The organism is Rhodococcus sp. NPDC006774 (assembly GCF_040636045.1).
Classification (GTDB): domain Bacteria; phylum Actinomycetota; class Actinomycetes; order Mycobacteriales; family Mycobacteriaceae; genus Rhodococcoides.
On the sequence record NZ_JBEYIW010000019.1, the window covers coordinates 19,857 to 46,636 of the forward strand.

The following is a 26,780-nucleotide window of genomic DNA, read 5'->3' on the forward strand; positions in this document are numbered from 1 at the left end:
AGAGCCTGAGTACGTCACCAGCCTGCTGCACTTCGAACCGAAACACGGCGAAGTCTGGTGACAGAGCGACAGGCTAGCTACGATGAGGGGGTCTTCTTTCTGAATATTGGGCTCCTCCACGTGGGGGGCCCAGTTTTTGGATCAGGAAGGAGAACACCAGATGGATAAAGATCCGTACGGAGTTGCAGTAGCGGCGCTCGTTGTGGCCACTGCTCAGTTGCTGTTGGACGTTTATTCGTTGGTGAGCGGACTGAAGTAGCGGGAGACCGACTACGCAGTCTCTGACCTCATGGTGTGGCCACAACCGGTAAGTAACGCAAGATCCCGGTCCAATCCCAGTCCGGGAAGGCAATCGACGCAAGATCCCGGTCCAATCCCAGTCCGGGAAGGTGCAACTAGTCCCAGCTCTGCTTGACGTGGAGCGGCAACCGATGCAGGTGGGTAGGTCCCCATTCTTTCCGGTTGTTTCGTAGCAAGTTCGACTCGGCAACACCAAGCTCTACTTGGCAACACCCCGATCGACTCATAACGGAGTCGACTCGTAGTTTCTTAAAAGATGTTTCGTCCGTCAGGCCGGTGGGTCGCTCCCGCTGGTGGCTGACGGAGTCAGCCCGGTGGGTCGCTCCCACCGGGCTGATTTACATTTTGCGACTATCTGTTGAGCGCCACAGCGCGCCTACTGCAGACCGCTTGACCGCGCGCATCCTGGGCGAAGCTCGTTGTCGCGGCGGTATTCGACGTCAGCTCAACAGCAGGTTCAGTCATAGACCGTGTTCGTTGTCGAGTTGCTGGTCGTGCACGACATGGTCTGGATACGACTGCGGCTGCGCGGAGTACTCGCGACTACGTGAGCGTCCGGGGCCGGGCGCATCTGCGAGTAGGCGTGCGATGTTCTGCTGCACCGCCGGATCAGCGGCCTCGACGGCTGGACCCTGCTTGTCGGTGATGCCATCGATCGACGAAGCGTCAACAGTTTGGGCGGCCTTGGACGCTGCGCGGATACGTTGTTCGGCGGCGTGCCGATCGCCGGCCAACGTCACTGCCCGCAGCCGCCGGCCACGTTCGGCTATCGCCGAGTCAAACACCGTAGCGGCGGCGACGTCGGCGGCGCGGCGTTCGGGATCGGCGGCGCGTTGCACGATCGCGGACCATTCGTTGGCCTCGGCGCGCACACGTCCGGCGGCGTCCTGAGCTGCGCGGTGGGTGTCGCGGACCTGGCGGGCTAGGCGTTCTTGGCGTAGTCGAGCGTCGTCGACGGCGGGTTCGAGGGTTTTGCGTTCGCGCCGTTTCGCAGTCGACAGTCGATCGGTGAGTGCAGCGTGTTCGTTGCGCGCCGCCTCGTGTTCTGCCCCGATCCGGTGCAGTTCGGCGGCGACTTCTCGGGCGGCGGCGATGGCTGCGGCTTGTTCTGTGAGCTGGGCGTACAACTTCTCCGTGTCCGCGACGACGGTCGGTGCGGTGCGCGATCGTCCAGCGCGGTCGACGAACGCGATCAACTCCGCGTCCGGTACCAGCCGGACCGAGTCTTGCTGCATCTTCGCGAGCAAGGCGGCGTCCGGCGGCGAGAGCACCGGTTGCGGATCGTTGGTGGTCTCGCTGGTGTCCTCCACCGCCAGTTCTGTCGGGGCAGGCGCTTCGTGCTCGAGCTGCTCGACCACGGTATCGATTTGTGGTGCGTCGACGACCTCGGCGGCAGGTTGCACCCGCGTCGACGGGGCCGAGGTATCGGTCATCGCTATACGCTTCGCTGCCTGTTCGGCCCGCCACAGCATCGCTTCGGTGCGGTCGACATCGGCCTTGAGATCAGCGAGAGCAGCGAGGTCGATGCTCTCGGCCGCGAGGCGTGCGGTGGTGACGTCGACGGCGGTGACTTCTCCCCCGTCGGCCGCGGTGACCCGCTCGTACTCCGCGGCAGCGGCGTGTGCGCGCGCACGGGCGGCCGTCGCGGTGTCGTCGACGAATCCAGCGCGCCAGATCTCCCAATCGAGACCACGCTGCGCGAGGGCGCGGGCATCGTCGTCGTCCCCGGCAGCCGCAACGTCGGCGGCTACGGCGGGCCGGATGACGGTGTCGATGTGATGCCAGAGCGCTTCGGCCTCGAACTCGCGGTCGGTCCACTCCTGGCGGGTGTCGAGCATCTCGATCCGGGCGGGTCGTTGCCGGTCGGCTCGCTCCTGCAGCTCGGCGAGCATCGTGCGGGCATGGAACTGTGCCGAGCTGGTGCCGTCGGAAATCCGAGCACGTAGCTCCCGGTACTTGACCTTTGCGTCGTCGAGATCTGCGGTGAGCAGTCGTACTCGTTCGTCGGTGGTGACCGTCGGGTACGGCAGCTCGATCGTCTCGATCTGCGAGCGCAATGCATCCCACACGTCGGCTTCGGCATCGTCTGCACCGGACTCGACGACGTCGGCACCGGTGTACTCGTCGTACCCGCTGTCGTACTCCGGTGGTGGCGCTTGGTCGTAGTCGACCGGTGCGTCGAGTGCGTCGAGGGAGGCGAGGTAGTCAGCGTCACTGCCCAGCGGGATTGTCGGCGCGGCTGCGTCGCCTGCTGCTGTGGGCGCGTTGACCGGTGCCGGGAGGTTGTCCGGATCGGCGAACTCGGCCGGCAACACGTCGGCGGTTGTGTCGCCGATCGTCTCGTCGAGCGGGGCGAGGGCCTCTTCGTCCTCGACCGAGAGTGGCTCGATGGGCGGCGGGTTGTAGGTGCGGGCGAGGTGGTTCTCGCGCACCAGCATCTCGGCCCGCCACGTCAGCGCGGTGGCGAGTTCGTGGGCGGGCAGGGTGACACCGTGATCGACCGGGTCGATGCCGCCGTGCAGGAACTCGTACGCGGTGCCGAGCAACTGTCCCGGGGTCCACAGAGTCGGGTCGGCGTCGTCGACGGTCGCCACGAGCGAGGGCCACGCCGCATCGGACATGACCCGGACGGCGGCGGTGTAGCCGAGCAGTTCGGTCAGTACCGGTGCCCACGATGGTGCGAGGACTGCGCCGTCGGTGTCGGCGTCGAGGGCGGCGACGGAGAGTTCACCGGACAGTCGCCACCACAGGGCGGCAGCGGGCAGCTCGTCGGGTAGCGGCGAGGTGGCGAGGGAGTCGCGGACGAGGGTGTGGACGTCGATTCCGGCGCGGGCGGCGGCGGAGAGTCGGTCGGCGAGGATCGGGAAGTACGGATCGCGGGCGATGTGGGTGTCGAGTTCGTCGACGAACGGACGCCACCGCTTCACGGCGTCGTTGGTGGTGCCGATGACCGACTCCGCGCGGCGGTCGAGGCTGCGTTGCGCTTTCACCGATGCGGCGGCGAGCTGCTCGGGCCCGGTCGGTCGACGGTCGGCCGGGTCGACGTCGTGCGCGGCGCGGAACACCGCGAGATCGGTGAGCAGCCCCCGGTCGGGCTCGTCGGTGAGCAACGGACGCGCCCACACCGGTGCAGTCGTCGGTGTCCACGTGGCGACGTCGGCGGCGATGCGGTCTCGATGACCGGTGATGGCGTCGGCGCGAGCGTCGAGGTAGCTCGCCCACTCCGGTTCTTTGCGCAGTGCGTCGGGGATGGCGGGTAGCCATGGCAACGGACCTGGTGCCGTTGCTCCACGCGCGGTGGAGTGGCGTCCGGTGGAGTCGAGCCGCCAATCCAGGACTGCGGCCCGGTCGAAGGCGGTACCGAGTTCGCGTTCGGTGATTGCGGTGTTCAGTGCGGCGACCGGGTCGCGTCCGTGCGCGGCGAGGATCGCGAGGTGTCCACGCAGGACCGGCCACGCGGCGTCGTCGGTGAGGCCGGCGATCGCAGCGTCGGCGGCGGTGTCGATCGCAGCCATCACTGTCGGTCCGGCGAGGACTTCACAGGCGGTGGCGACGGAGTAGTCGTAAGCGTTCGCGGCCGGTGCCAGATTCACATGCGGGTCGTCGGCGGCAGCGAGAGTCGAATGCGCCGAGACCTGTGCACCGTCGCGGCGCAGGATCGCCCGGAAGTCGTCGACGGCGGTCGGGGGCAGCATTCCGCGTTCGGTCATCGCGGTATGCAGATCGCCGTCCGATGCGGTCGCGAGATACATGTGGTTGTTCAGCCGCCCGCGGGTGAGTGCGACGTAAGCGAGCTGACGGGTTTCGTCACCGGTGGCCACGACGTGGCAGGTGTCGGCGGTCGAACCCTGTGCGGAGTGCACGGTCCCGGCGTAGCCGAGTTCGGTGGCGGACTGGACGTAGTCCGGTGACAGGGTGACGGTGCGTCCGAGTTCGAGGTGACGCACCACCAGTGATCCGTCGCGGCCGACGTCCTCGACGGTCCAGCGGTCACCGTTGCGGACCCAGTCGGTCTGCGAAAGCGGGTTGCGGCGATCGTTGGAACGGGTGCGGACGATGTCCCCGACGCTCGCGCGGAGCCCGTCGGCGAGGACGGCTTCACGTCCGACCTTCGCGTCGGTGGCGGCAAGGCGGTCGGTGCGGGCACGGGTGTTGAGTTCGGCGACGAGCTCACGGGTCGGCGCGAGCAACAACGCGTCCTTGCCGGCGGCGCGGTCGGCGCTCCACGCGCTGTAGGCGTCGTCGGTGACGGTGGCAATGGAACCGACGTGCAACCTCGAGTGGTCGATATAGAAGCCGATCGCGGCGTCGTCGCCGTCGCGCAGTGCGAGCGACGCTGCGCCTTCGGCCGCGCCGGTTGCCTTGTCACGGAAGCGCACCACCTGCGAGAGGGTGAGCGCACCGACGCGGTCGTGGATGTCGCGCAGGACACCGCCGGATGCGACGGACGCGAGCTGTTGATCGTCACCGATCAGCCGCACCGTTGCACCGCGTTCGGCGAGGGCGGTGACGGCGTCGTCGAGGTCGAGGGTGCCGGTCATGCCCGCTTCGTCGACGATGACGAGAGTGTCTTCGCCGATCGCGGAGTACCACTCGGGAACGGACACCGGATCGCCGTTGCGCAACCGTTTGGTGATGTCGACGAACTTCGCCAACGTATCGGTAGTCGTCGAGATATCTTGACGCAGGACTGCGGCGGCGGCAGCGGTCGGTGCGAACCCGACGACGTGTCCGCCTGCGTTCTGCCACGACCTCGTCAGGGCGGTCATGGCGGTGGTCTTGCCGGTTCCGGCGGGTGCGAGTGCGAGCTGAAGTTTCGCACCGGACGTGGCCATCGCACGCACCAGTGAGCGTTGTCCGGCGTTGAGTTCGCGCCCGTTCGCAGCGGACTCGAGCAGTGCCATTTCCACGTGCTTGTCGGCCACTGCAACCCCGTCGTTGCGCTGTGCAAGGGCGACGATGCGCGCTTCGGCGTCGAGGACGGCGGTGGTGGTGAACAACGTCGCTTCGTGGCGGGTGTGCACGTCGCGGCCGTCTCGTCGACGCATCACATCCGGGGCGATGTCTGCGGCGACGTCGTCGCTGAGTTCGTCGCCGAGGGTGACGGCGAGGTCGGTGCTGCACGCGCGGTCGGTGATCGCGTCGACGAGGTCGGTGATCCGGTCGGCCGGCGGGTTGGCGGTGCGGACCTGACGGATCGCTTCGGCGCGAATGTTGTGCCGTTGGTAGCGCGAGCGTGCACGGGAGACGACCTCGACGACTTCGGCTGCGGTGTAGTCGATCCAGCGCGGGTCGTCGATGTCCACGGTCGCCCGGGTGCGCTTCTTGCCGGTCACCTCGGCGACCATTTTCGACAGTGCTTTCGGTGATCCGAGGACGTCGATCGCCTCGGCGCGCCACCCTCCGCGTTGCTCGGCGTGCGAGCGTGGTTCGTGTTTGGCCTGCCGTGTTTCCAGGGTCGCGCGCTGCGCAAGCCGTATCGCTTCGATGGCGGTCGGTTCGCGGTGATGCTCGGCCTGGAACTCGCGTGCGAGCTCGGCGGTGCGCACGACGATGGCGGCGTTACGGGAGGACCAGCGTTCGGCCAATCGTGTGTCCAGGCCGACGATTTCGCGGACGGGTCGCTTCGACCTGTCCTCGCTCGGGCGTTCGGCGAAGTCGACTCCGATGCGTTCACGTAGTTGCGCTTCGAGGGCGGTGTTGTAGACCTCGGAGGCGGGAACGTTGTTGCGGTACAACGCGGCCCCGTCGAGTGCGAGCCACTTCGTCGTGCCGTCCGGCAGGGTTGTGGAGACCTTGTTGCTGATCGCGACGTGGGTGTGCAGGTTCGGGTCCCCGGCGCGCGAATCGCGGTGGGTGAACGCTGCTGCGATCAATCCGTTCGCGTCGACTTGCGCGACACCGCCGTTGCCGAGACGGGTGAAGCAGGCGTGCTCTTCGAGGTAGTCGAGTGCGGCTGCGATCGCGGCGTCGTGCGCTGCTTCGATCTCCTGGGAGATCTCCCGCGGCGCAACTGCCCACAGCGCCGACACCGACTTGACCGGAGTGAACGTGAGGTCGAACCCGGCGACGGCTTTGGTGTTCTGCCGCCCCGATTTGGCGACCCACCCGGACAGTTCACGCTCGTCGGCCGGGGCGCGTCCGTACTCGCGCTCGAACATCTGCCGTGCGACGCGGGTGCGGATCGTCGCGCGCTCGTCGCCGTCGATCGGTGCGTTCCATTTCTCGTCGGCCGCGAGGTTGTGCTCGACGAACGCCTTCGCGCACGCGACCCGATAGTCGGAGGCTCCGTTGTCGATCTTGAACGCACGTCCGAGCTTGATCGCCGCCGACGCCGCGCGCTCGGCGTTCTTCGTCGAGGCACCGGCAGCGAGCTCGGCCGCGAACTTCTCCGCGTACATCGTGTCGGCCTCGGGATGCAGGCCGTCACCGAACAGCGCCTTCATGTGCGCCTCGGAGACGTGCTCCCCTGCGCCGATCGTCTCCAGCTCGGTCAGACCGGAGCCGGTCCAGCGGCCCGGTGACTCCCCTTTTTCGGAGTAGTACTCGGCCAGTGACGCGGCCCCTCGTTCGGTGGAATCTGCTGCTGCAACCTGCCTGGTCAGGTACGTATACCCGTCCCCAGCGGTGAGCTTGTGCAGACCCATCATGGACCGGACCTTACCAGCGAAATCCGTAAAGTGGCCTAAATGCATGAGGTCTGTGGGTTGGTTCTGGCTTTGGATCGGTTTTCGGTCGCAGTGGAAGCGGTTGGTTGCGAACTGGGGTTTCGGTGGTGGTGGATCGGTGATGTGGCGGGAGGTTGTGTCAGGATCTGTGTGATTGACGGCGTCTGGGGCTATGGTTGGCGGCATGGCGTCGACTCAGGCTCGGATGACTGCGCGTGCTCGGGCACGGGCAGCGCAGCAAAAAGTCGTCGCCGACCGCAAAGCGCGCGACGAGAAGAACATGGGCTCGCTGACGGACTACTTCGCGGCCGCTGACCAGATCGATGCGGCCCGGCTGGCGATGGCCCGCGCACTCGACGACATCCGGGGCCGGGAAGGAACACTCAGCGCCGCTGCGACACTCGCGGGGATCACGACCGGCGAAGCTCGCAAACTTCTGGCACTGCTCGCCGACACCGCAGCGCCGTCGGCGAGCGCGGACACCGGCGACGACACCTCGGACTCCGACTCGGATGCAAACGCAGAATCGCGTGATGGATCGGCCTTGAACGAGCCGGGTGACTCGACGTCGACAGGCGATGCAACGACGAGCGAAACCGCGACCGGCGACAGCGACCCGGACGCCGAGCCCGCGACGAGTCAGGGCTAGCCGATGACCGCCGCGGTGATGCAACTGGCGTTGTTCGGCGACGACACCGACGCTGCAACACCGCAGCCGGTTCGCCGGGTGTGGCGACCGTTGCAGCAGCCGTTGACTGCGAAGACCGTGGCCAGGTTCTGGGCGAAGGTGGTCAAAACTCCGAGCTGCCATTTTTTCAGGGGGTCGGTGAGCTTTCCGGACGGCTACGGCAGATTTACCTTCACCGACGGCGACGCACCACGCACGTTGTCCGCGCACCGGTTCGCACTTCTACTCGAATACGGCGACCTCGGTGACGGGATCGTCGGTGAGCACGACTGCGACGAGACATTGTGCGTGCGGGTGGCCGACGGTCACCTCAAACGCGGCACCCAATCGGCGAACCTCGCGCACGCTGTTGCCGTCGGCCGGCACATCGGACCGACACCGGCAGGCGGGGATCCGCGCGGACGGTACGGGCGCGCCGTTGCGATCCGCGACGCACTCAAGGATGGCTACGACGAACCGAGAATGCGGGCCGCATTCGCCGGCCACAGCTTCGACGCCCAAGCACCACCGACCCTGTTCTGAAACGAACGCCACGACACATGTCGGTGGCGACCGGTAGAGATAGGTCCATCAAGGCTTGGGCCGCACCGCCGCACCGGTGAGAGCAGTCCTCAACGAAAAGGACTCACGAGATGACGCTCTCCTCGCTCTTCACCGACGACGTCTGACCGCTCCCCCTGCTCGCTGTCGCCGGTGCCGGATTTCTGATCTGGTACGTGCGGTACCTCGGCGAGAACGATCCCGGATGGAAGGGTTTTGTGGCGAACATTCTCACCGTCATCGGTGTCGGCGCGTACCTCGTCGTTCTCGCTGTCGTGTTCGGCGCGTTCATCGCGGTGATCGGCGCGTTCATCGCCGTGATGCTGTTCATGGTTCCCCTGTTCGCGCTCGGCGGTGCCAGCGGAGTCGATGACCGCAGGGCCCGTCGCGGGTACTACCGCAACCAGTACGACAACGACTACTACTGACCGATATCGCCCATCTGCACACGATGTCGCAGTCACCGTGCCGGGGCGATGTGCAGTCGATGCAACGGCGGCTGCGCGGGCCGTGTGCAACGCGTCGCGAGCCGACTGCGCAGGGGGAAACGCATCCCACCGGCACGACGTCGCCGTGCACGCGTGCACAGCATCGAGTGGACGGCTCCGTGGCGAATTCCCGTTCCGAACGAACATGCCTCCAGTAACGTTCTGAGCAAACCGAACGAGATGGTTTCAGGTCTTACTAACACCATCGGCAGGAGAAGACGTGCGGCGACGCGGAGCACCACGCAGTGAAGTACGCGACGCGCGATCGACGCAGACGCGGAGGAAGAACCTCGGGCGCGCTGCGGCCTTGACTGCATTCGCAGCCGTACTGGCGGGCTGTTCGTCAGACAGTGACAGCAACGGCAATGCAGCCGAGGAGACAACGGGGAAGACGTTTGCCGCGTCCACCTCTGACGACTGGTTCGCGGCCGTCTATAAGCCCGGCAGTTTCCTCGACGGGCAGGGCGGCTCAATGCTCCCCAGCTCGGATCAAGGATCAGCGATCTGTATGCCGCGCCAGGGAACAGACCAGATCGGGATCGGCCTCTATTCATCGCGGTTCAAGGCCGAGAACGACGTAGTAGGACAGGGCCCGTACGCCACGATGGAAACCGCTGCCGGTTACATACAGGTCTTCGCTCTGTTCCTTCCTCGCTCGTCCACGGCTGCGCTGCAACCGCTAACCGAATTCGGCTTCGAACTGCATCCTGCGGTCCCCTACTGATTTAGTTCGATTTGCCGTGCATCCAACTGATGACGTCGAGGACGCGGAGCGCACTGATGTCGTCGGGCAACGCTGCGGCCGCTCTGATTCTCAGTAGTCGAGTGTGCAGCGCACCGCCGTCCGCGCGCAGCGCTTCCCGGATGGGATCACGGTGCACCATCACCGTATTCAGCACGCGCCCGACGACCGTGTCGTATATCGGGACCAGGCGGGGGCGTTTGCGGGCCATCAACTTCGTGGCGATGGTGCGGCCGATGTCCCCCACGCTTCGGAGTTCGTCCTCCAGCAGCAGGATCGGCGCGTCGGGTGTGAGCCCGCCCGCTTCGTCGGCGAGGTCGCGGTCCGGGCCAACGGCGTCGAGCAACTCTGCGAACCGTGCGGCTCGGGTGACGAGCAGTTCGCGCGCCGCGCTCGCGGTGACGTTGACCGACAGGAAGGTGATGGCGACGAGATCGTCGGCGGTGAACCGGTTGCTGTCGGCGGCGCGGTTCTGCGGTGCCCAACTGTCGAAGTACGCGCCGGTGTAGCACCCGGCATCGAGGTAGGTGCCGCCGTAGTACCGACGCAGCAGAGCGGCCGCATCGTCGTCGGAGTCGGCGATCAGGGGCGGTGGAAGAGTGACACTCATAGCGGTCGATCGTGTCAGACAGCGGTGGTGTCGACACCGGGTTCCGGGTGCGGTTCGATGCGCTCCATGCTGTTGATGATCAGCGCGGTGCGCTCCGGCGGGCCAGACACACATGCGGTCGCAGCTATCGGGCCGGCAGCCTCGACGCACGATCGTCCGGTGCGTGCAAACGCGCGCGGGAACATCCAGAAGTCGATCGAGTCGTTTCCGTCGACGAGTCGCCCCATCGCCCACTGACCTGTCTGCTGATTCGTCTTCACTGCGACGTCCTCGAGGGTGCCGTGCGCGACGACGTGCGTCCCATTGGGGACCTCGCCGTCGAGCACCGCCCGCACGCGCACGAGAGGCTGCGGTGTGGTGGCGTCGTCGTCGGTCATGGTCGGCACGGTGCCAGCAGGCACCGACACGAAACACACATCTGGGCGCTGGTGGCACCCCGCGCAGCGTGCAGATGATCTAGGATCGAGTCAGTTCGAGCGTCGATGAGGGTCACGTTCGAGCGCGCCCCACCTGTACCGGTTCACCCCGCACTGCGTTCACCGCACTGTGGGTTGTGTGGCTCTGTGAGCGATCGGTACCTATCCGGTGGGGATTTCCGCGCACCGAAACTGGAAGGCCCTCACCTCTGATGTCCATCTCCCCCACGGTCGACAAAGACACCGTCATCGCGCGCGCACGCGCCGCGATAGAAAATCGCACCAAATACATCGAGTCCCTTTTCGACGCCGCCCAGGCATCCGCTGATGCGCGCGAGAAGGTCGCCGAGGCCACTCGCGCCGCTGAACACGCGAACGCCGAACACGCCGCCGCGTACAAAGAAGCGATCGATGCCGGGTGGACGGTTGCCGAACTCACCGGAAGTGGTCTGACCGCTCCGACACCGCCGACCGGCAAGAAGGCATCCAAGGCGTCAGCGAAACGCGCCACCGGTCGCGCCACTGCGCGCCGCCGAGTCGGTGCCGAGAACACCACCGCGGCACCGGACCGACACCACGATGACGACGCCTCGTCGCCTGCACCCGACGTGTCGACCGAACCGCAGTCCTCGACTGCGCCCGCGCACTGAACACTGCTGCACTCACACCACCCGCGCACCGGCACCGGTCGCGGATCCCCCGTGCCCTCGCACGCTCGACACATCTCACGTGCGGGCGCACCCCATCACGTCAAAGGACCACACACATGACCCAGCCCGGATTCAACGTCGAAGTAGCCTCCCTCGACCGCAACGGCGACCCAGGCTTCGTGCACGCACGCGGCTCGTTCTACACCTCCCGCTCCGCCGCACAGTTCGCGCTCACCCAAGCAGCAGCACTGGCAGACACGTACGAATTCGACACCGTCTCCGTCGTCATCGACGCAGTCGGCGAGGGCACCTCACGCCGTGATGTCGAGTTCATCGGCACCCCCGGCGAACTCGCCGCCGACCTCACCGGACTCCAGGACTACAAGAACGGTGTCCTGCGCACCGTCATCCCCGCACCACGCAATGTCACCGCGGCAGTAGCCGCCATCGTCGAAGCAACACCGCCGCTACCCGACTCGGCGGTCGACGGCCCCGACGCCGTCGCAGTTCTCGATGTGGAGGTGTACTCCACCCGGCCTGGCCCGATCCCGAACTCGCGCACCGAGGTCGGCGCGTACACACCTCAGGATGCGCACCGCATCGCCGAGCAGCTCGCCGCCGATCTCGGCGGCACCATCGAACCGATGCGCAACGAGACGGTGCTGCGCGTGACCCACACAGCGGACGTCTCCGACACCGACCGCATCGCCGCCGAACGGTCCGTGCAGGTGCGGAACCTGCGGGCGAACCTCTCCGTCCTGGACCCGGTCGCCGACGCCGAACACATCACCGCACTCGCCGCCGACCTCGACGAGCTGCGAGCTCGATCGAGGCCGGCCGCCCGCCCGGACAACACCGCAGCTGTGTCCGCGTCGGTATCGACGCCGCCGATGGCGCACGCAGCGGACGTCGAACGCTCCTCGACACGTCCGCGCGGGTTGGTCACTCCCCCGACCGGACGCTCGTCCAGAGCTGCACAGGCCACCTCGTCCACGCTGCACACCGCCCCTGCCCCGACACACACAGCGGCGATATCGCGGTCAGCCGACCACGGTCTCGGATGACCACCGACCACCATGACCCCGATGCGCCGTATCTGGCCGACTACGACATCGACTTCGCCGACGAGGTCCGGATCGGCGATCGCCACTGATACCGCTCGTCCGCACACGCGAGAAAGGCACCCACACAGCCGGTGTGGGTGCCTTTGTCGTTCGGGCCGGGTTGGGCGCGCGGTCAGCGCTGCGGGTGCGGCGCGGTGCCGGGTGCGCCGAAGATGCCGGCCGCCAGTGCCCAGGCGGTCAGGGTGCGGCGTTCGGCGTCGGTCGTCTCGTCGGCGTGGAGGTGGTCCCACTCCTGCAGCGCATCGAGGTCGTGTGCGTCGGCTCCGACGTGTCCGCACCACCACAGGTACGCCCCGATCGGGGACTCCGCCTCGGCGCTGACACCGCCTGCAGCGCTCACGCGTTTGCGCTGTGTGTGTCGGCGTACTCGGCTGCTGCATCGCGCAGTACCGCTGATCGGCTGCGTCCCTGCTGTTCGGCGATCGCGTTGATACGTGCATCGAGCGACTGAGGTAGCCGGACCTGCCGCACCGGGGATTCGGTGCCGGGTTCGGCGTCGGGGTCCAGTGACGGGCGTCCGCCGACGCGGTCGAGCAAAGCCCGGCCCGCAGCGGCGGCCTCGCGGCCACGCTTCGCTGTCGTCGACTTGATGGGCAAGGTCATCTCGTTCTCGGCCCAATCGGACAGGGCGTCGTAGTCCGACCCAGCATCGACCTCGGAGTCGAGTGAGCCTCGGGCAGAAGTAGCACTGTGCCCGTTGTCTTGTGCCCATTGCCGAATCGCCCGGGTCTGATCGGCGTCCCGCTTGGTGGTGCGGGCCGGATCGGCGTCCCGCCTGGTCGTGCCGGTGCCTGTCTTCTTGGTGTCGTTCATGGTCATCACCTCTGGGTATGTGGAGCTGGGTATGTGGAGCAGTGCGCGAGCGGATGCCCGGATCGTTCAGTCGTCCATCCGCGCGAGATGCTGCGGACGTGCTTCCATGACGTGGAAGACGACCATCCTGCGCGGCGGAATCATCTCCACCATCACTTCGAGAAGCGGTCCACCCAACATTCGGGGCGGGCCGATGAACAACGTCGGTTTCGCGCGTCCTGGAACGCGCGGTTCGTCGAACTCCTCCTCGAAATACAGGGCGTTCTCCATTGCGTACAGGGCGTCCTCGCGGTCGATTTCATGCTTGTCGGCGCTGACCGTCCACTCGATCCCCATATCCAGTAGTGTACTACAAAACCACCCTGTTGTGTAACACAAAACCCGCTACCGAGGTGAAGTGGTCAGGCGGAGCGTCGCACCGCAGCCGGTGATCGGGTGAGTAAATTCTCACCGTCCGGTGTGTCCGTTGTAGCGGCGTCCGTGAGAGTCGACACCGCGAGTGCCTCCTTAGTTGCGGGCTCCGGTGCGGGTGCGGGGACTGTCGAGGGTCACTGCCCTAACCGAAACGTGTTGAGCCGCCGCCACAGTGCGCGTTGAGCGCGCCCGTGCTCCACGAGGTGATCGAACAGGTATTCCTCCGGTAGCTCCTCGGCGGCGTGGACGATTGCCGCTGCCACGGTCCGGTAACTGCGCCGGTAGGACTGAGAGAGAACGATGTCGGCGTAGTGGGCGGCGGTGAAACCGTCTGCCCCGGCGGTGATGACCTCGTTCAAGCGGCGACGCAGGGGCGCGTCTTTGGCTCCGCCGGATCCGGATCGCATGAAGGCTGCGGTGACGCTCGCCGGGTCGTAGGGTTCGCCGGCCGCGACGAGACCGGCGATCACGACGAACATTCGCCGGTATGCGACGTCGTCGAAATCGTCGGCGGTCACGATCGCGGTGATGCGCAGATCTTCGGCGGACACTCCCCCGGTGTGGGAGCTCCACATCAGGGCGCACAGCAGCAGTGCCTCGGGGTCGGTGGACGGCTCGTGAGCTGTCTCGTTGTCGACGGCAGTGTCGTCGTCCACGGCGGCGAGGCTGCGAACGACACGCTCGGGCTCGTCGGGCGGTGGAACTGCGCTCAGTGGCGTCATCGTCGGGCTCGTTCTCGCAGGTCAATCTCGAACAGGGTCAACGGAGCGGTCGGTCAGGCGGCGGCGAGCTTGTCGAGGGCGTCGATCCGAAAGCCGGACCAGTGGGTGTTCTCGTCGACGACCACGACGGGCATCTGCCGGTAGCCGAGTCCGTCGGTGACGAACTCGCGCGCCGCTGCATCTTCGGTGACATCGATGGTCGTGTATTCGATCCCGTGCTTGTTCAGGCGTCGTTTTGTTTGATCGCAGTTGTTGCATTCGGGTTTCGTGTACACAGTGATCGACATAGCTCACTCCTTGAGAGAATCGTTCCGATAGGTTCAATTTTATCCCACAATGCCCCGATTAGCCATAGATAAAGCAAGGCCTCTTAGCTCGAATATGTTGGTGCACAATCGATTACTGTTATGAGCAGTCTGGAATTACGTCGGTTGCGGTCCCTTCTCGGCAGTACGGAGAGGAAGACGTAAAATCGACAGGGAACAGTGTTCATTCCACATTCGGATCATGGTGCCGTCGCCCGACTACTGGTGCATCGCCGTGATCGAGACATGTAAAACGCCGCCGGAGCTGTTGCTCCACGGCGGCGTCAGTTGGGGTACGGATTGGGTGGGTGGATGATGGTCGGCGGCGCGGTAGCTCTTCGTTGCCGTCCGTTCGCGCGTCGTGGTGTCAATGTCGGTCGTCAGTGTCGGACGCGGTGCTACGGCGTTGATCGCCGATGAACTTGGCCCTGTTCGCGGTGGCGACGACCTCTTTCGTGCCTTTCGAGCCCAGCTCGTTGCCGATACGGACAAGAGCGAACACCAATGCCACTGCAAGAGCGGGAAATAAGAGTTCGATGATGCTGACGCCGTGTCCGTCGAAGCCCATCTTTACGTTGTATGCGGCAGCGGCGATCCCGAGGATGCCTACAGCAACAGCGGCAAACCTGTTGAGCCCGATCCGAAGCCCGTCCATTGCGTCCGCGGACTCGAAGTAGCGTGCCGCATTCTCTTCGCTGTCGTCGAAGAGAAATTCCTGGCGGATCCGGGCGTGGTCACGGAATGTGGCGAAGGGGTTCATCGGTGGTTCCTGTCATCGTCAAGGTGTCCAGTCGTGATCGACAGCTGTGGCTGTCGTTGTGTCGTTGGTGGGTCATGTTGCCAGGTGGGGCCGACATACTGCTGAGTGTCGACCGCCACCGGGCGGCGGTGGGTCGTGGTAGGTCAGCTGGTGAGCTGTTTGCGTGTGCTGGTTTCTATGGCCTTCTTGGCGTTGTCGTAGATGCGTTCGGGGATGGTGACGATGCCGGCCGCGAGTTCCTCGACGGTGCGCAGCGCTGTCTCGCGTTCCTGTCCGGTCGCCGAGGTGTCGAGGGCAATGCCGAGTGCGCTGCGGATCCGCCGCACGGTGCGGTGACCGTCGACGCTGGTCACGCGCAAGCCCACGCTGCGGGCGTAGAGATCGGCGCTGCGCCAGGCCGTGCGCGCCTTCTGCGCGGCGACGGCGAAGGCCTGCACGCGTTCGTGGGTGTCGGGGACGTGTTCGGGCCGAGCGTCGTTCATTGCGGCGAAGGCGTCGATGAACGTTGCGGTGCGCGGCTCGGTGAGGTCGTCGAGCAGGGGCCTGACGAAGATCGAGTACGGGTCGGCCAGATAGGCGGCGTAGGCGTCCGCGACCTCGCTGTAGACGGCGTGAGCGGCGGCATAGTCGGCCTCGAGTGCCTTCTTCGCGTTGCGGCGGTCGACGAGATGACTGCGAGTGCGGGTGATCAGGTACGTGGCCAGTGCGAGGGCGAGCACCAGTGCGACGAAGATCCAGACCAGCGGCGTCCAGTCCGTCGGAGCGTCGGGTGCGGCGTCGACCATGGCCGACGGTGCCGGGGCGGCGGCAGGTAGGTCCGTTGCCTCGCCGGTAGACACCGACAGGAGGAGCGCTCGGACTGCGGTGGCGGCGATGGCGATGAACAGCCCTCCTGCGCATATCTGCGGGGCGGTCCGGGCCTCGTTACCTGACATGCGAGACCGGTAGAGCGTGGCTGCGCCGTAAATCATGCCCGCGATCCCGACGGCTGTGCATCCCCACAGGACGTACGACAGGAACACTGCGAGATCGGTGGAGGTGGGCGTCGGTTGCGGTATCGGGTTGTTCATCGGTGATGGGCCTTTCCGGCTCGGGTGGGGCTGGAGAACAGGACCGGGATGCCGTACCGCTGGACGCGGCTGTTCTGCTCGTCGGCTTCGGCGGCGGCGAGCACCTCGAAGATGTCGATCTGGCCTGCGGTCTCGGCCATCACCGCACGCCCAGCTCGGGGCGGGTGATGGACTGCACGGCGAGGGAGAGTCGCACATGGCCGGCGTCGATGACGACGGGGTGGGTGCGGCTGTACCAGGCACCGGGTGCGTCGAGGAGGGCGGTGACCTCGACGCGGCCTGCGGGTGCGGTGCGGTAGCCGAGAATGTCGATGATCGTTCCGTCGAACTGGGTGTCGAGCGAAATCAGTTTCATTCCAACTCCTTTGAGGCGGCGGCGCGCGGGCGTTGCGGGCGCGGTCAGGGTGGCGGTCATGGATGCTCCAAGGTCGGGCGGAGAAGGACTTCAGCGACGACGGTCGCGGGCCGTGCGCAGGCGCTCAGGAAGGCAAGGTCTGGCAGTCGGCGCATTCCCAGCGCCCGGCGGTCGAGGTGCAGGTCCGTCGCTCTTCACAGAGCCAGCAGATCTGGTTGCGCTTGCGGGTCGACACCTGTTGCGCGGCAGCCACGGTGGCGGCCTGTGCGCGGTACTGCTCACGGGTGCTCGCATCACGGGCAGCGAGGTCGGCGCGGACCTGCTCCGGATCTACGGCCAATCCGCCGGTTCGTACGTTCAGCATGTCCCCGAACGCTGCGCGGCAGGACTGACACACATCGCCTGGCGTAGAGACCGGAACAGCACACCCGGGCAATGCGCAGGACGTGAACAGCGTTGACTGCCAATCGCATTCGATCTCGCCGGTGCGTGTCGATGTCATACCCAAACCATACAGCGTCACGCTGTATGGTTGCAAGGGGTTCGGCGAAGTATTTACAGCGTGGGGCTGTAAGGTGCGGGTATGTCGACAATCATGCTCGTGCGGGGATCGGAGAAACCGTGACCGATGCCGAATTGACCCTCTCGGAGGTTCTGACACTGATCGAGGCCTCGACCGGGAAAGCGATCGCGTCCTCGACGTGGCGGTCCTACGTCGCTCGTGGCCAGGCCCCGAAACCTGCCCGCCACCTCTCGCGCACTCCGCTGTATTCGCGGGAGGACATCGAGGCGTGGATCGCAGGCCGACCCGGCAGTGGTGCACGAACCGACCTGTACCCACGCTGATCGTCGTTCGACGTTCCCGGTTCACCTCTACGCGTCAACATATCTTGACGAACCGGAAAGGCCCCGGCGATCGGTGTGATGGCCGGGGCCTTCCTGTCGTGCTGGTTGCGAAGCTCCAGCGGATGGTCAGGCGTCGTCGTCGACGGCGGCGTACGCGGCGTCGACGGTGATGTTGCCGATCGCGGCCTGCTCTACCGGGGTCAGGGTGTGCCCGCTGTCGGCGAGGAAGGTCAGGTAGCTGTCGATGCCGACCATGCCTCGGTAGTGCTTGACGGAGAACCGCCAGTAGTCCTTGGCGTCCTGCGGCCCCGTCAGTCGGGCCTCGAACGCGGTGAGCACACGGGCAAGCAGCAACACCTCGGCGCGAGCGGGCGTGGCACCGTTGGTCTTGCGGTCGACCTCGCCCAGCGGTGAGCCCATGATCTCGCCGTACCGCTCCGAGCACTTGGATTCGGTGAACACGTCGCCATGGGTCGCCAGCGCGGTCACCATCCACTTGGTGGCGTTCTTCGGGGCGGTCTTGCCCGCGAGCAGACCGGTGAGGAATGCACGTCGGGCGTCGGTGGCGGTGGCTCCGGCACGGTTGAGGGCCTTGACCTTGCGGCGTTCTGCGCGTTCGGTCTCGATGCGTTCGGCTACGGCGCGCGCGGCTGTGCGCTGCGCCGGGGTCAATCCGTCCTCGGCGTCGCCACCCTTTGCGTCCGCGGCGGCGATCTTCTCGGGTGCGAGTTCGAGGCCGGCCGCAGACACATGGTCGTGGCGCAGGAAGTACTCGTACCCCCAGGCGCTCACTTTCTCGACGGTGTTGGCGTGCCGCAGCTCCTCGTACGCCTCGTCGTCGTCGTCCTCGGTGTCGAAGTCGATGTCGTCCTCGGCGACTTCCTCGCGGGTGGTCTTGTCGACCCAGACGGTGCCGGTTTCGTGGACGTGGACGTGCCATAAGTGCGGTGCGTGCTCCGGGGCGTCGGCCGGGACTGCCGCGCCGTCGGCGGTGCGCAGGTCCGCGAGTGAGTACCACTCCCCCTCGCTGGTGGACGGTTCGTCGTGGAGCAACGTGAAGCCGAGTGCGATGTAGTCGGCTGCGGCGGCCGTGGTCTCGGCGCGTTCGTCGATGCGGCGCTGGAGGGTGGCCAGGCGGTACTTGAAACCAAATCTGTTGTCGAAGATCTGCTCGATTGCCTCGGTGATCCACGGCTCCGTCTGTGCGGCGGCTTCGAGATCAGCAAGCAACGCAGCCCCTTCGAGGGTGAGCTGACGGTCGTCGAGCTGGCGGCGAGCGCGCTCGGATCATCCTGCTCGACCGGCCTTTTCGACGTACGCCTTGGGGACGTGCAGTGCTGTCGCGACCTTCTGCACGTTCAGGCCCAGGTCGAGCAGGCCGGTGACGGCGGCGGCGCGTTGCCCGGTGGTGAGGTCTTCGCGCTGGTCGTTGGATACGACCTGCTCGGTGATGCGTTCGATCCCTGCGGCCTTCTCGTCGTCGGACTGCTCGCGCACCATCACCGGTATCGAGGTGAGACCGGCTTCGCGGGCCCCGAGAGTTCTGCGCTGTCCGTCGTGGACGACCAGGGTTCCGTCGGCGCGGCGGACCGCCGAAACTGCCTGGAGGACACCGTGGGCGACGAACTCGGGGTCGGCGGTGATGTCTACGCCGTCGCGGACGTTGGCGGTGATGTCGAGGGCGTGCGGGTCGGCGTCGACGAGGGTGTAGCCGGTCGAGGTCGGTGCCGATTGTGCAGCCATGGTGGTGGTCATGATGGCGGTCTCCCTGGTTAGTGTGTGCAGGTAAGGCACCGGGCAGATATCAGCTGCCCGGTGCCCGTTCGCAGGTGGAGGGTCGAGCGAGGGTCAGCGGTCGGCGGTCTTCACGACGGGCAGTTCCCAGATCGGATCTTCTGCACAGCGGTCGCTGATGTCGACCCAGCGCCCGGTGACCGCGTATCCGCGATGGGCGAGCAGCACCTGCGCCATGTCCGGGGTCCAGTCCATCGGTGCGTGCTCCTCGATGCCGGTCGCGTCGATGTACTCGACCTCGATGCCGCCCCGTCGGATGGACACTCCCAGGCCGCGTTCGGGGCGTTCGTCGCCGTATTCGGAGGTGACTGCCGTGAGGTTCTGCTCGGTTTCTCCCATGCCCCAACCTTACAGCGTCAAGCTGTATTGTCAAGTCCTGCAACGACTTTCGGTGGCATTACGAATGCGAGCCGTATTTCGTGCGTCGAACGGCAGTACCCCGCACGCTCGAATCACCTACAGCGCAGGATGATCGAGACTGCGACTCACGTCGGGTCGGTGCGATCGGTGGTCCATGCCTGGCTTCTTCCGTCGAAGGTAGCGGCGTCCTTGCCCCTGCTCGGCCAGGTCGACGTACAGTTCAACCGGGAGTTGATGGCAATAGGCCCATACGATGACTCTTTCCTGCGACCGATCAGCATCGCGCCCTAACGCTACAATTCCGGCATGGCTGGGTTCAAGGATGAAGTCGAGCGCATCGCAGCTCTGAATGCGCTCGGCCAAAGCGTAGCCGCGGAGGCTCAGCGCGCTATAAAAGTACCGGCGAGCAGTGCAGTGCCGCAGACGATGCGTCTCCTCAAGGAGTGCGCATCCCATCTGAGCGGCAAGAAAGCACCGGAGAAGTACGAGTTGCCTGGAAGTAAGCTTTGGAGCCCGAAACGTTCTCCCGAGGGTTATGCGCTGTACCACCGTCGAAGCGAAAAGGGCGGACTGCTGAGTCTCAGCATCCTGACTCCTGACGGCCGGTTCTGGGCGCAGCACACACCCCTAATAGGTTCGAAGAACCACGGTGATTTCATTCCAATTACAGTCCAAGCCCTTCTGGGGCGGAAGCTGACTGTTGGCTGGGAGCAAAGCATCGGATTCGACTTCGACGGCACCCCGACGGTGGTCACCAAAGGAACCTTTGGAGACTCGGATTCAAGCCTCCCACTCTCAAGGTGGCTCGCCGAGTTCGTTTCAAAATAGCGAAACCGTCGTCATGCTTTCGCAGCGAGGGAAACCGAACCCTGCAACTATACGCAAACCGTTAGCCAAGATAGTTGACGAATGATTCGCTTCTAATCGACGGGAGTCGCTGCCTCGGCGGGGCACCACTGGCCTTCGAGCCGCAAGAATCCCCTGCCGTTGCCGATCGGTATTTGGAAACTGAGTTGGCAAATCCATTGACCCCGTCCAGTTTTCGCCCACGCATGGAGCAGTCCGGGCGATTTGGTATCCATCGCGAGCCCCTCCGAGCGGACTTTGAGAGGTGTTCCGTCACGGAAGGATCCTCCGGACGAGCCTGCCACGGTGAGCGCGATGTTTTGTGCACGGATGGACAGATGTCCACGTACTGTTGCCCACCATGCCGAGACCTGGTTGGCGTGTTTGTATCACTCCACACGAGTTGGTGCCGCGGCCAGCGGTGCCGGACACAAATTTGGAGTGGCCTGGGTTCGCGCGGCCAGAGTTGGTGGCCGGCACGCCGTTCCTCATTGACCCATCATTTGAGTATGACATCGAGTTGAATGCCTTCTTCAGATCAGTCGATATGCAGGCGAAGGCGCGCCACACCCAGGTGGGCTACGCCCGCGATCTAGCCGCGTTTTTGAACTTCGTTGCTGTCTCACGAGACAGAGCTCGTTGGTGCGACGTCAACGAGGCTGACCATCTGGCGTACTGGCGCTGGCGCAGGATCGACTCTCAGGGGCCGCACATACAAGGTGCGACATGGGACCGAGAGGTTGCCGCAGTCGACAAGTTCTATCGATGGCAGGTCCGCGCGGGCCATATATTGAACAACCCTGTGCCGCAGAGAGTTCGACGACCAATGCCGTTCGGCGCGGGCCTCGTCCGTCATGACTCTTCGACCACAACACCGGCAACCTACTCGCACGATGCCGCGACGGATCGTATCGAGTGGCTCCCACCCCAGTCCTACCGTTTATGGCGCGATGTCGGGATTCGCGGATATCGCGCCGACGGTGTCCACGACACCGGGTTTCGCGGTCGCTGGGCGGCGCGCAATGCATCATTCTGCGACTTGATGGTGCGCACCGGCATGCGGTTGTCCGAGCAAGCGGCGCTGACGGTATTCGATGTGCCAACAGCTCGCGGTCTCGGGGGCTATCAACGTTTTTGGCTGCCGACGGCCATCGCCAAAGGTCGTTCGGCCCGCCGAGTCTACGTTCCTGAATCCGTGATCGCCGACCTGATCGGGTACGCGACACTCGATCGCGCGGAGGTCATCGCCCGCGCACGCGCCTGTGGAAGGTACGAACAGGTTCGCCGCCCGCTCGTGATCGCTGATCCGCATTCGCCGGTCGTCGTGCAGACTCGGTCCGGTCTGCGATCGACCGTGAAAGTTTCCAACCTCGATGCCGACGAACGACGCCGCTTGCTCATCGACGGGCCCGATGGTTTGACGCCGGCCGCGTTCTGGCTGTCGGAGTTCGGCACCCCCATCGCGGTCTCGACCTGGAAAGACATGTTCGCAGTCGCCAACACACGGTGTCGTCGAGCAGGAGTTCCTCTGACTGCACATGCTCACCTCCTGCGGCACACGTTCGCGGTGGTGACTCTGGAACAGCTACAGCGCGGACATATCAGCGCGATGACCGAAATGACTGCCGAACAGCGAGGGCAATGGACACAGATCTTCGGTGACCCTCTGGACTGGGTGCGACGTCGCCTCGGACACCGCTCCGTGGTGACAACACAGATCTACTTACACGCGCTGTCGGAATTGGAAATGGAAACGCGAATGATGTTGGTGCCCAACACATGGGAAGATCCCCGCGACACTCCACTCGACGTCTTCGACGTCGCCACTGAGAACAAAACACAGTGAACGGTCGCGGCAGTACCGGCACCGGGCGCCGCGCGATGCTCCCATCTGGCCCGTACACACCGACCGAAGGCGAACACGCCATCGCCTCCGGCCTCACGGTCCGATTCGATGGTGAAGACGGCCGGACTCTGCTGGTGGACGTCGCGAAGATGGCGCTGCCCGGTTGGCACACGGCAGTTGCAGAGGCTCTGGCCCTTGCCCTCGGGGCGACGGGACGCAGCAGGACGCTCAGCTCAGCGAAGGGACTGGTTACGAGGGTGCGATCCATGCTGCGATCCCTCTCGGAACTGCCGGATCCACCGACCGGACCACCGATGCTGGAGACCGCCCACCTCCAATCTGTCTACAACCAGCGCAGAATCACGCAGAAGGACGTCTACGCCTGGCGAGGCATCGCTCTTTTCGGACAGTTCCTGACGTTGCCACCGCTGGTCGATACGGTGAATTCATCAGTGATCGACTACACCTGCCGCCAAATCGGGCAGACCCGGATTGGCCAACCTGGCTACTCGGACGGAGAGTTCGATCGTATTCTCTCAGCCGCTCGGTCAGACATCACCGCATTGCGCAATCGAATTCGACTCTCGGAAGCTGCAATAGGACAAACGGGTGAACAGGAAGGCTTGGAGGGCGACAAAGAGCTCGTCGCGATTGCGGAATCAGGAGTCGTACCCCCGAGCCGGAGCTTCAGCGCGCACGTTGTCAGACTGGAGCTTGCGAGCCGGCTCTATATGACGATCCGGGACCTCGCGCCGATGCTCGTGTTGATGGTGGCGCTGACCGGCCGCAATATCGAAACCATCAAAGAGCTCCCCTGGGAACACCGAATCATGGAGACACGCGCCGTCGAAGTTCGTGTCATCAAACGCCGCCGCGGCAATCACCGATGGTTCGAGACCGCGACGTGGGAGATCGGGCCACCGGGTCGCGAACTGCACTATCCCGGCGGTCTCTACCTACTGCTACACGAACTGACCACTCGCAGCAGGAACACTTCTGGCAGCGCATCCGTTTGGTCGATCTGGCGTAGCGGCCACAACACCGGCCTTCGCGGTATCGAAGAACATTTCGACCCATTCGCTCGCGAACTGACCGCGACAGCAATCAACCTTGCCGGATGGCGCACCCGGCATTGCCTCCACGCTGACGTCGTCGACGGAACGCGCCCGGCTCCGCTTGCGGTCACCGGCAACCGGATCAAGACCACGGCAGACGTGCGCCGTACCAAACAGATCGGCGGTCACCTCCCGTCCGCTGCCCGGAGCAACACCATCCCGGTTCTGTTCCGGAACTATCTACGCGGAGACCCGACAACACAGGAATGGGCACACACCGTTGTCGCGGCTGCCGTCAGCGACGCCGAATCGAGCGCTCTGGCAGCACACAGACGGGCGCTGCACGCCGCCGGAGGAACACTGAACGTGCAGCCGGAACGCTCCGCCACCAATCCTCACGGGGATACCCCGCCGACGCATGCAGACGCAGCCGATACCGCCTGGTCAGCGTGCAAAGATCACGAACACCATCCCGCCACCGGGAGAAGCTGTCGCGCATCGTTTCTCGACTGCTTTCACTGCGGAAACTGCGTGATCACGCCTGATCACCTTCCTGGACTGCTCGGATTGCTCGATGCGCTGGCGGAGCGCCGCGATCAGCTGTCGGAGGCCGATTGGTGGGTCCGATACGGACCGACGTGGGCGGCCATCCGCCATGACGTTCTCTCGAAGTTCAATCGGTCCGAGATCCTGGCGGCAACGGAGATCAAACCCACCGATGCACTTCTCGATCTCGTCGAATCACCATGGGAGCAAATATGACCAACGCCCACCCTCAACCGTCGACGTCGCACCCGTTCGACGAACGATGTGTACTGAACGGGCGGCCGGTGCGCCCGGAGACAGAACTCAGCCGAGCTTCCCGATTCGTAGAGGACGTCTGGGATCTCAGTCCAGCTTTCTTTCAGCAACATCATGTTGCTCTGATCCTCGACTTCACATCCGTGCCGTCTGTCTATCGCACCGTGGCCAAAGAACTTTTCATCGGGCTGCTGGGCGGGCCTGCACCCGCCAGAGGACGCGGCTTACCGAAGGTAGCAACGATCGCCTCCATGTTGCCCACGCTCCGCCACTTCTTCTCCTGGCTCGCTTCGCGACCCAACCTGCGCCAGCCGCTGCTATCGGAGTTGCAACCTTCCGATTTGATTGCGTACCAATTGCATTTGCTCGCGACGCAACCCACTCTCACGGTTCGTGATCGCTATCGCAGTTCGGTTCGGTCGCTCTATCGCTACCGCGGACTCATGGTTACCGATCAGCTGACTTTCGACCCGTACCACATCGATGGTTGGAGCGAGTCCGGCGACAGGAGCGGACCTGACAACGCGACCGCCAGAATTCCGGAGGCGGTGCTCGGACCCCTACTCACCTGGAGTCTGCGGTTCGTTGATGAGTTTGCATCGGACATTCTCGCGGCAGACCGCGAGTGGCGACGAGTTCGATTGCAAGAAGGGGTAGTTCCGCCCGAGGCAAGGCGTTGGGTAGAGAAGGATCTGGTCCATCTGTTAGCTGAATACCGTGCCGCAGAACGCCCACTGCCGGGACACAACGGCCAACCGAGCTTTCGCCACCTGTCCCGCCTGCTTGGATGCGATCGCTCGACCTTGCGGACTTACCGTGACCTCATCGAGGACACAGCTCGACTGGTCGGGGTCGACAACGATGTCTCGTGTGACGTGGTGATCAACGGACGGATCAACGGGTCCCCCTGGATCGACCGCATCCTGTTCAATCGGCGTGATCGGCAGGCCGGGATCTTGCACCTGCTGTCGGCGCTGAGCGCAGCCTGCTACGTGATCATCGCGTTCCTGTCCGGCATGCGTGACAGCGAGATCAAGCATCTGCAGCGGGGCTGCATCAGCGTCAAACGTGACCCTCACGGCAGGCCCTACCGGTGGATGATCACCAGCCTGGCGTTCAAAGGTGAACGCGACCCCACCGGAGTGCAAGCGACCTGGGTTGTCGGCGCTCCGGCCGCCCGCGCCGTGGCGGTCCTCGAACTCCTCCAACCCCGTAACGAAACCCGGCTGTTCGCACCCTCAACTCATGGCACCGCTGTGCGGATCGGCAAAACCGCCGCCCACGTCAATTTGACCAAGACCACGAACGACCACATCAACAATCTGGTGTCCTGGATCGATGGCTATTGTCGCGCACATGATCTCGCAGAGGACATTCCGGCTGTGAATGCCCAAACGTGGCGGCTGACAACCCGCCAGTTCAGACGAACGCTCGCCTGGTTCATCGCACGCCAACCCGGCGGATCCATTGCCGGGGCAATTCAATATCGCCACCAAGCTGTCCAGATGTTCGAGGGCTACGCCGGCACATCGGATAGCGGTTTCCGCGCCGAAGTCGAGTCAGAGGAGGCCCTCGCGCGCGGTGAGGGTCTGATGGCAATGATCGATGCCCACGAACACACCGATCTCGTTGGACCCGCCGCCGACGAAGCCCGCCGACGTCTGAGCGAGCTCGAGTCGAACATCCGATACCAAGGACAGGTCGTCACCGACCGGCGTCGGCACGACCGCTTGATACGCCGATTCGACCCAGCAATCTATCCAGGCCGATACGCCACCTGCGTCTACGATCCGGACAAAGCACTGTGCACACGCGCACAGAACCTTTCGGGCCAGAACGCGCCGACGCTCGGTGGTTGTCGACCTCTCGAATGCCGCAACGCCGCGCTCACCCCAGGCAACCTCGACGAGTTGCGTTCGGAGAGCTCCGATATCGAGCGCGAGCTCGAACGAACACCGTCGCTCCCTCCGCTGCTGCAGCATCGACTACGGAAACGGAGTGAGCAGATAAATCAATTCGTCGACCGACACGATCCGAACTCAATCCGATGAGTCAACGCATCGACCTCCCGAGCGAGCAGGACGTCCGTCGAGTGATGACAGAGCACCTCGAAGACGCAGCAGCGGCCGGCGGCCGCGCCACTGTCATCGGCCTTGCCCGTCGACTGGGACTGCCCAACGCAACCTTCTGGCGGCACTACCCCGCTATCGCTGCCGAACTCAGAGCCGCTCCCGTCGCAACTCCCATCGCCACACGGCATGACGACCGGACCGAACTCCTGGCCTCCAACAAACGCTTACAACGAGACAACGCGACACTGACTCAAGACCTCACCCTCGCACTGTCCGTCATCCAGCGGCTGACACTCGACAACCACGCCCTACGGAAAGAACTGGAAACAACCTCAGGGGTGACCTCCCTGCAGTCACGCTCGAACTCCGCAAACGCTGTCGTAGGCGCGTGTGGCCGGAAGGACCGCTAAGCCTCGATCCACCGATAAAGCTGCAAGATACTGGGCGTCGGGGAGGAAGTATCCTCTGACCAGAAATGATTCGAGTTCTCACTCA

Annotated in this window: 28 protein-coding genes; 12 read left to right on the forward strand and 16 right to left on the reverse strand. The window is 64.8% G+C overall.

The features are described from left to right. Positions 1–761 precede the first annotated feature (761 nt). Positions 762–6,950 carry a MobF family relaxase gene (gene mobF / locus ABZ677_RS22250; RefSeq protein WP_358373311.1) on the reverse strand — a complete coding sequence of 2,063 codons (6,189 nt, stop codon included), beginning with the start codon at positions 6,948–6,950 and terminating at the stop codon, positions 762–764. Positions 6,951–7,152: 202 nt separating this feature from the next. Here mobF and ABZ677_RS22255 point away from each other — a divergent pair, with 202 nt between their 5' ends. From ABZ677_RS22255 to ABZ677_RS22270, 4 genes are all read left to right on the forward strand, one after another. After that, positions 7,153–7,617, forward strand: coding sequence for a hypothetical protein (locus tag ABZ677_RS22255; protein WP_358373314.1), 465 nt, complete (start codon positions 7,153–7,155; stop codon positions 7,615–7,617). Positions 7,618–7,620: 3 nt separating this feature from the next. Next, complete coding sequence (locus ABZ677_RS22260; protein ID WP_052053470.1) at positions 7,621–8,178, forward strand: hypothetical protein; 558 nt, start codon at positions 7,621–7,623, stop codon at positions 8,176–8,178. Positions 8,179–8,372: 194 nt separating this feature from the next. Further along, positions 8,373–8,624 (forward strand): hypothetical protein, encoded by a 252-nt coding sequence (locus ABZ677_RS22265; RefSeq protein WP_358373317.1) that lies wholly within the window; start codon positions 8,373–8,375, stop codon positions 8,622–8,624. Between the two features lie 280 nt (positions 8,625–8,904). Next, positions 8,905–9,408 carry a hypothetical protein gene (locus ABZ677_RS22270; RefSeq protein ID WP_358373320.1) on the forward strand — a complete coding sequence of 168 codons (504 nt, stop codon included), beginning with the start codon at positions 8,905–8,907 and terminating at the stop codon, positions 9,406–9,408. A gap of 1 nt (position 9,409) precedes the next feature. On the opposite strand, the gene ABZ677_RS22275 is transcribed toward ABZ677_RS22270, so the two are convergent. Then, positions 9,410–10,036 carry a DUF6308 family protein gene (locus tag ABZ677_RS22275; RefSeq protein WP_358373323.1) on the reverse strand — a complete coding sequence of 209 codons (627 nt, stop codon included), beginning with the start codon at positions 10,034–10,036 and terminating at the stop codon, positions 9,410–9,412. 14 nt (positions 10,037–10,050) lie between these two features. After that, complete coding sequence (locus tag ABZ677_RS22280) at positions 10,051–10,413, reverse strand: hypothetical protein (RefSeq protein WP_358373325.1); 363 nt, start codon at positions 10,411–10,413, stop codon at positions 10,051–10,053. A 251-nt stretch (positions 10,414–10,664) separates the two neighbouring features. Here ABZ677_RS22280 and ABZ677_RS22285 point away from each other — a divergent pair, with 251 nt between their 5' ends. Continuing rightward, positions 10,665–11,102: a hypothetical protein gene (locus ABZ677_RS22285; protein WP_358373328.1), complete on the forward strand. Its 438-nt coding sequence runs from the start codon at positions 10,665–10,667 to the stop codon at positions 11,100–11,102. A gap of 116 nt (positions 11,103–11,218) precedes the next feature. Then, entirely contained in the window at positions 11,219–12,166 is a 948-nt protein-coding gene (locus ABZ677_RS22290; RefSeq protein ID WP_358373331.1) for a hypothetical protein, read from the forward strand. A gap of 172 nt (positions 12,167–12,338) precedes the next feature. Here the strand turns inward: ABZ677_RS22290 and ABZ677_RS22295 are convergent, their stop codons facing one another. The 10 genes from ABZ677_RS22295 to ABZ677_RS22340 all read right to left on the reverse strand — a co-directional run bounded on the left by ABZ677_RS22295 (position 12,339) and on the right by ABZ677_RS22340 (position 17,029). After that, positions 12,339–12,566, reverse strand: a complete 228-nt coding sequence (locus ABZ677_RS22295) for a hypothetical protein (protein WP_358373334.1) — start codon at positions 12,564–12,566, stop codon at positions 12,339–12,341. After that, a complete protein-coding gene (locus tag ABZ677_RS22300; RefSeq protein WP_358373337.1) occupies positions 12,563–13,039 on the reverse strand; it encodes a ribbon-helix-helix protein, CopG family in 477 nt (158 codons plus the stop codon). Before ABZ677_RS22300 ends, ABZ677_RS22295 begins: the two co-directional genes overlap by 4 nt. Positions 13,040–13,105: 66 nt before the next feature. Further along, positions 13,106–13,375 carry a hypothetical protein gene (locus ABZ677_RS22305; protein WP_358373340.1) on the reverse strand — a complete coding sequence of 90 codons (270 nt, stop codon included), beginning with the start codon at positions 13,373–13,375 and terminating at the stop codon, positions 13,106–13,108. Between the two features lie 212 nt (positions 13,376–13,587). Continuing rightward, positions 13,588–14,175 carry a DnaB-like helicase N-terminal domain-containing protein gene (locus ABZ677_RS22310; RefSeq protein WP_358373343.1) on the reverse strand — a complete coding sequence of 196 codons (588 nt, stop codon included), beginning with the start codon at positions 14,173–14,175 and terminating at the stop codon, positions 13,588–13,590. 53 nt (positions 14,176–14,228) lie between these two features. Then, the gene (locus tag ABZ677_RS22315) at positions 14,229–14,462 is read right to left on the reverse strand and encodes a glutaredoxin family protein (protein WP_358373346.1); all 234 of its coding nucleotides are present in this window, start codon (positions 14,460–14,462) and stop codon (positions 14,229–14,231) included. A gap of 385 nt (positions 14,463–14,847) precedes the next feature. Then, positions 14,848–15,240, reverse strand: coding sequence for a hypothetical protein (locus ABZ677_RS22320; protein ID WP_358373349.1), 393 nt, complete (start codon positions 15,238–15,240; stop codon positions 14,848–14,850). A 143-nt stretch (positions 15,241–15,383) separates the two neighbouring features. Continuing rightward, complete coding sequence (locus ABZ677_RS22325; RefSeq protein WP_358373351.1) at positions 15,384–16,310, reverse strand: hypothetical protein; 927 nt, start codon at positions 16,308–16,310, stop codon at positions 15,384–15,386. Then, complete coding sequence (locus ABZ677_RS22330) at positions 16,307–16,450, reverse strand: hypothetical protein (RefSeq protein ID WP_358373353.1); 144 nt, start codon at positions 16,448–16,450, stop codon at positions 16,307–16,309. The genes ABZ677_RS22325 and ABZ677_RS22330 overlap by 4 nt, the downstream gene beginning before the upstream one ends. Then, positions 16,450–16,665, reverse strand: a complete 216-nt coding sequence (locus ABZ677_RS22335) for a hypothetical protein (RefSeq protein WP_358373356.1) — start codon at positions 16,663–16,665, stop codon at positions 16,450–16,452. Before ABZ677_RS22335 ends, ABZ677_RS22330 begins: the two co-directional genes overlap by 1 nt. Before the next feature lie 124 nt (positions 16,666–16,789). Beyond that, positions 16,790–17,029, reverse strand: a complete 240-nt coding sequence (locus ABZ677_RS22340; protein WP_358373358.1) for a hypothetical protein — start codon at positions 17,027–17,029, stop codon at positions 16,790–16,792. 257 nt (positions 17,030–17,286) lie between these two features. Between ABZ677_RS22340 and ABZ677_RS22345 the strand changes: the two genes are divergently transcribed. Then, positions 17,287–17,511 carry a hypothetical protein gene (locus ABZ677_RS22345; protein ID WP_032370864.1) on the forward strand — a complete coding sequence of 75 codons (225 nt, stop codon included), beginning with the start codon at positions 17,287–17,289 and terminating at the stop codon, positions 17,509–17,511. A gap of 126 nt (positions 17,512–17,637) precedes the next feature. On the opposite strand, the gene ABZ677_RS22350 is transcribed toward ABZ677_RS22345, so the two are convergent. From ABZ677_RS22350 to ABZ677_RS22360, 3 genes are all read right to left on the reverse strand, one after another. Further along, entirely contained in the window at positions 17,638–18,741 is a 1,104-nt protein-coding gene (locus tag ABZ677_RS22350) for a hypothetical protein (protein ID WP_358373361.1), read from the reverse strand. 57 nt (positions 18,742–18,798) lie between these two features. Then, positions 18,799–19,266, reverse strand: coding sequence for a ParB N-terminal domain-containing protein (locus tag ABZ677_RS22355; RefSeq protein WP_358373364.1), 468 nt, complete (start codon positions 19,264–19,266; stop codon positions 18,799–18,801). A gap of 93 nt (positions 19,267–19,359) precedes the next feature. After that, on the reverse strand, positions 19,360–19,644 hold the full coding sequence (locus tag ABZ677_RS22360; protein WP_358373366.1) for a hypothetical protein: 285 nt from the start codon (positions 19,642–19,644) through the stop codon (positions 19,360–19,362). A 327-nt stretch (positions 19,645–19,971) separates the two neighbouring features. Here ABZ677_RS22360 and ABZ677_RS22365 point away from each other — a divergent pair, with 327 nt between their 5' ends. The 5 genes from ABZ677_RS22365 to ABZ677_RS22385 all read left to right on the forward strand — a co-directional run bounded on the left by ABZ677_RS22365 (position 19,972) and on the right by ABZ677_RS22385 (position 26,695). After that, on the forward strand, positions 19,972–20,493 hold the full coding sequence (locus ABZ677_RS22365) for a hypothetical protein (protein WP_358373369.1): 522 nt from the start codon (positions 19,972–19,974) through the stop codon (positions 20,491–20,493). A gap of 487 nt (positions 20,494–20,980) precedes the next feature. Beyond that, the gene (locus tag ABZ677_RS22370; protein ID WP_358373372.1) at positions 20,981–22,357 is read left to right on the forward strand and encodes a site-specific integrase; all 1,377 of its coding nucleotides are present in this window, start codon (positions 20,981–20,983) and stop codon (positions 22,355–22,357) included. Between the two features lie 35 nt (positions 22,358–22,392). Then, positions 22,393–24,174 (forward strand): hypothetical protein, encoded by a 1,782-nt coding sequence (locus tag ABZ677_RS22375; protein WP_358373375.1) that lies wholly within the window; start codon positions 22,393–22,395, stop codon positions 24,172–24,174. Then, positions 24,171–26,264: a hypothetical protein gene (locus ABZ677_RS22380; RefSeq protein ID WP_358373377.1), complete on the forward strand. Its 2,094-nt coding sequence runs from the start codon at positions 24,171–24,173 to the stop codon at positions 26,262–26,264. Before ABZ677_RS22375 ends, ABZ677_RS22380 begins: the two co-directional genes overlap by 4 nt. Then, positions 26,261–26,695 (forward strand): hypothetical protein, encoded by a 435-nt coding sequence (locus tag ABZ677_RS22385; RefSeq protein ID WP_358373380.1) that lies wholly within the window; start codon positions 26,261–26,263, stop codon positions 26,693–26,695. The genes ABZ677_RS22380 and ABZ677_RS22385 overlap by 4 nt, the downstream gene beginning before the upstream one ends. Positions 26,696–26,780 lie beyond the last annotated feature (85 nt).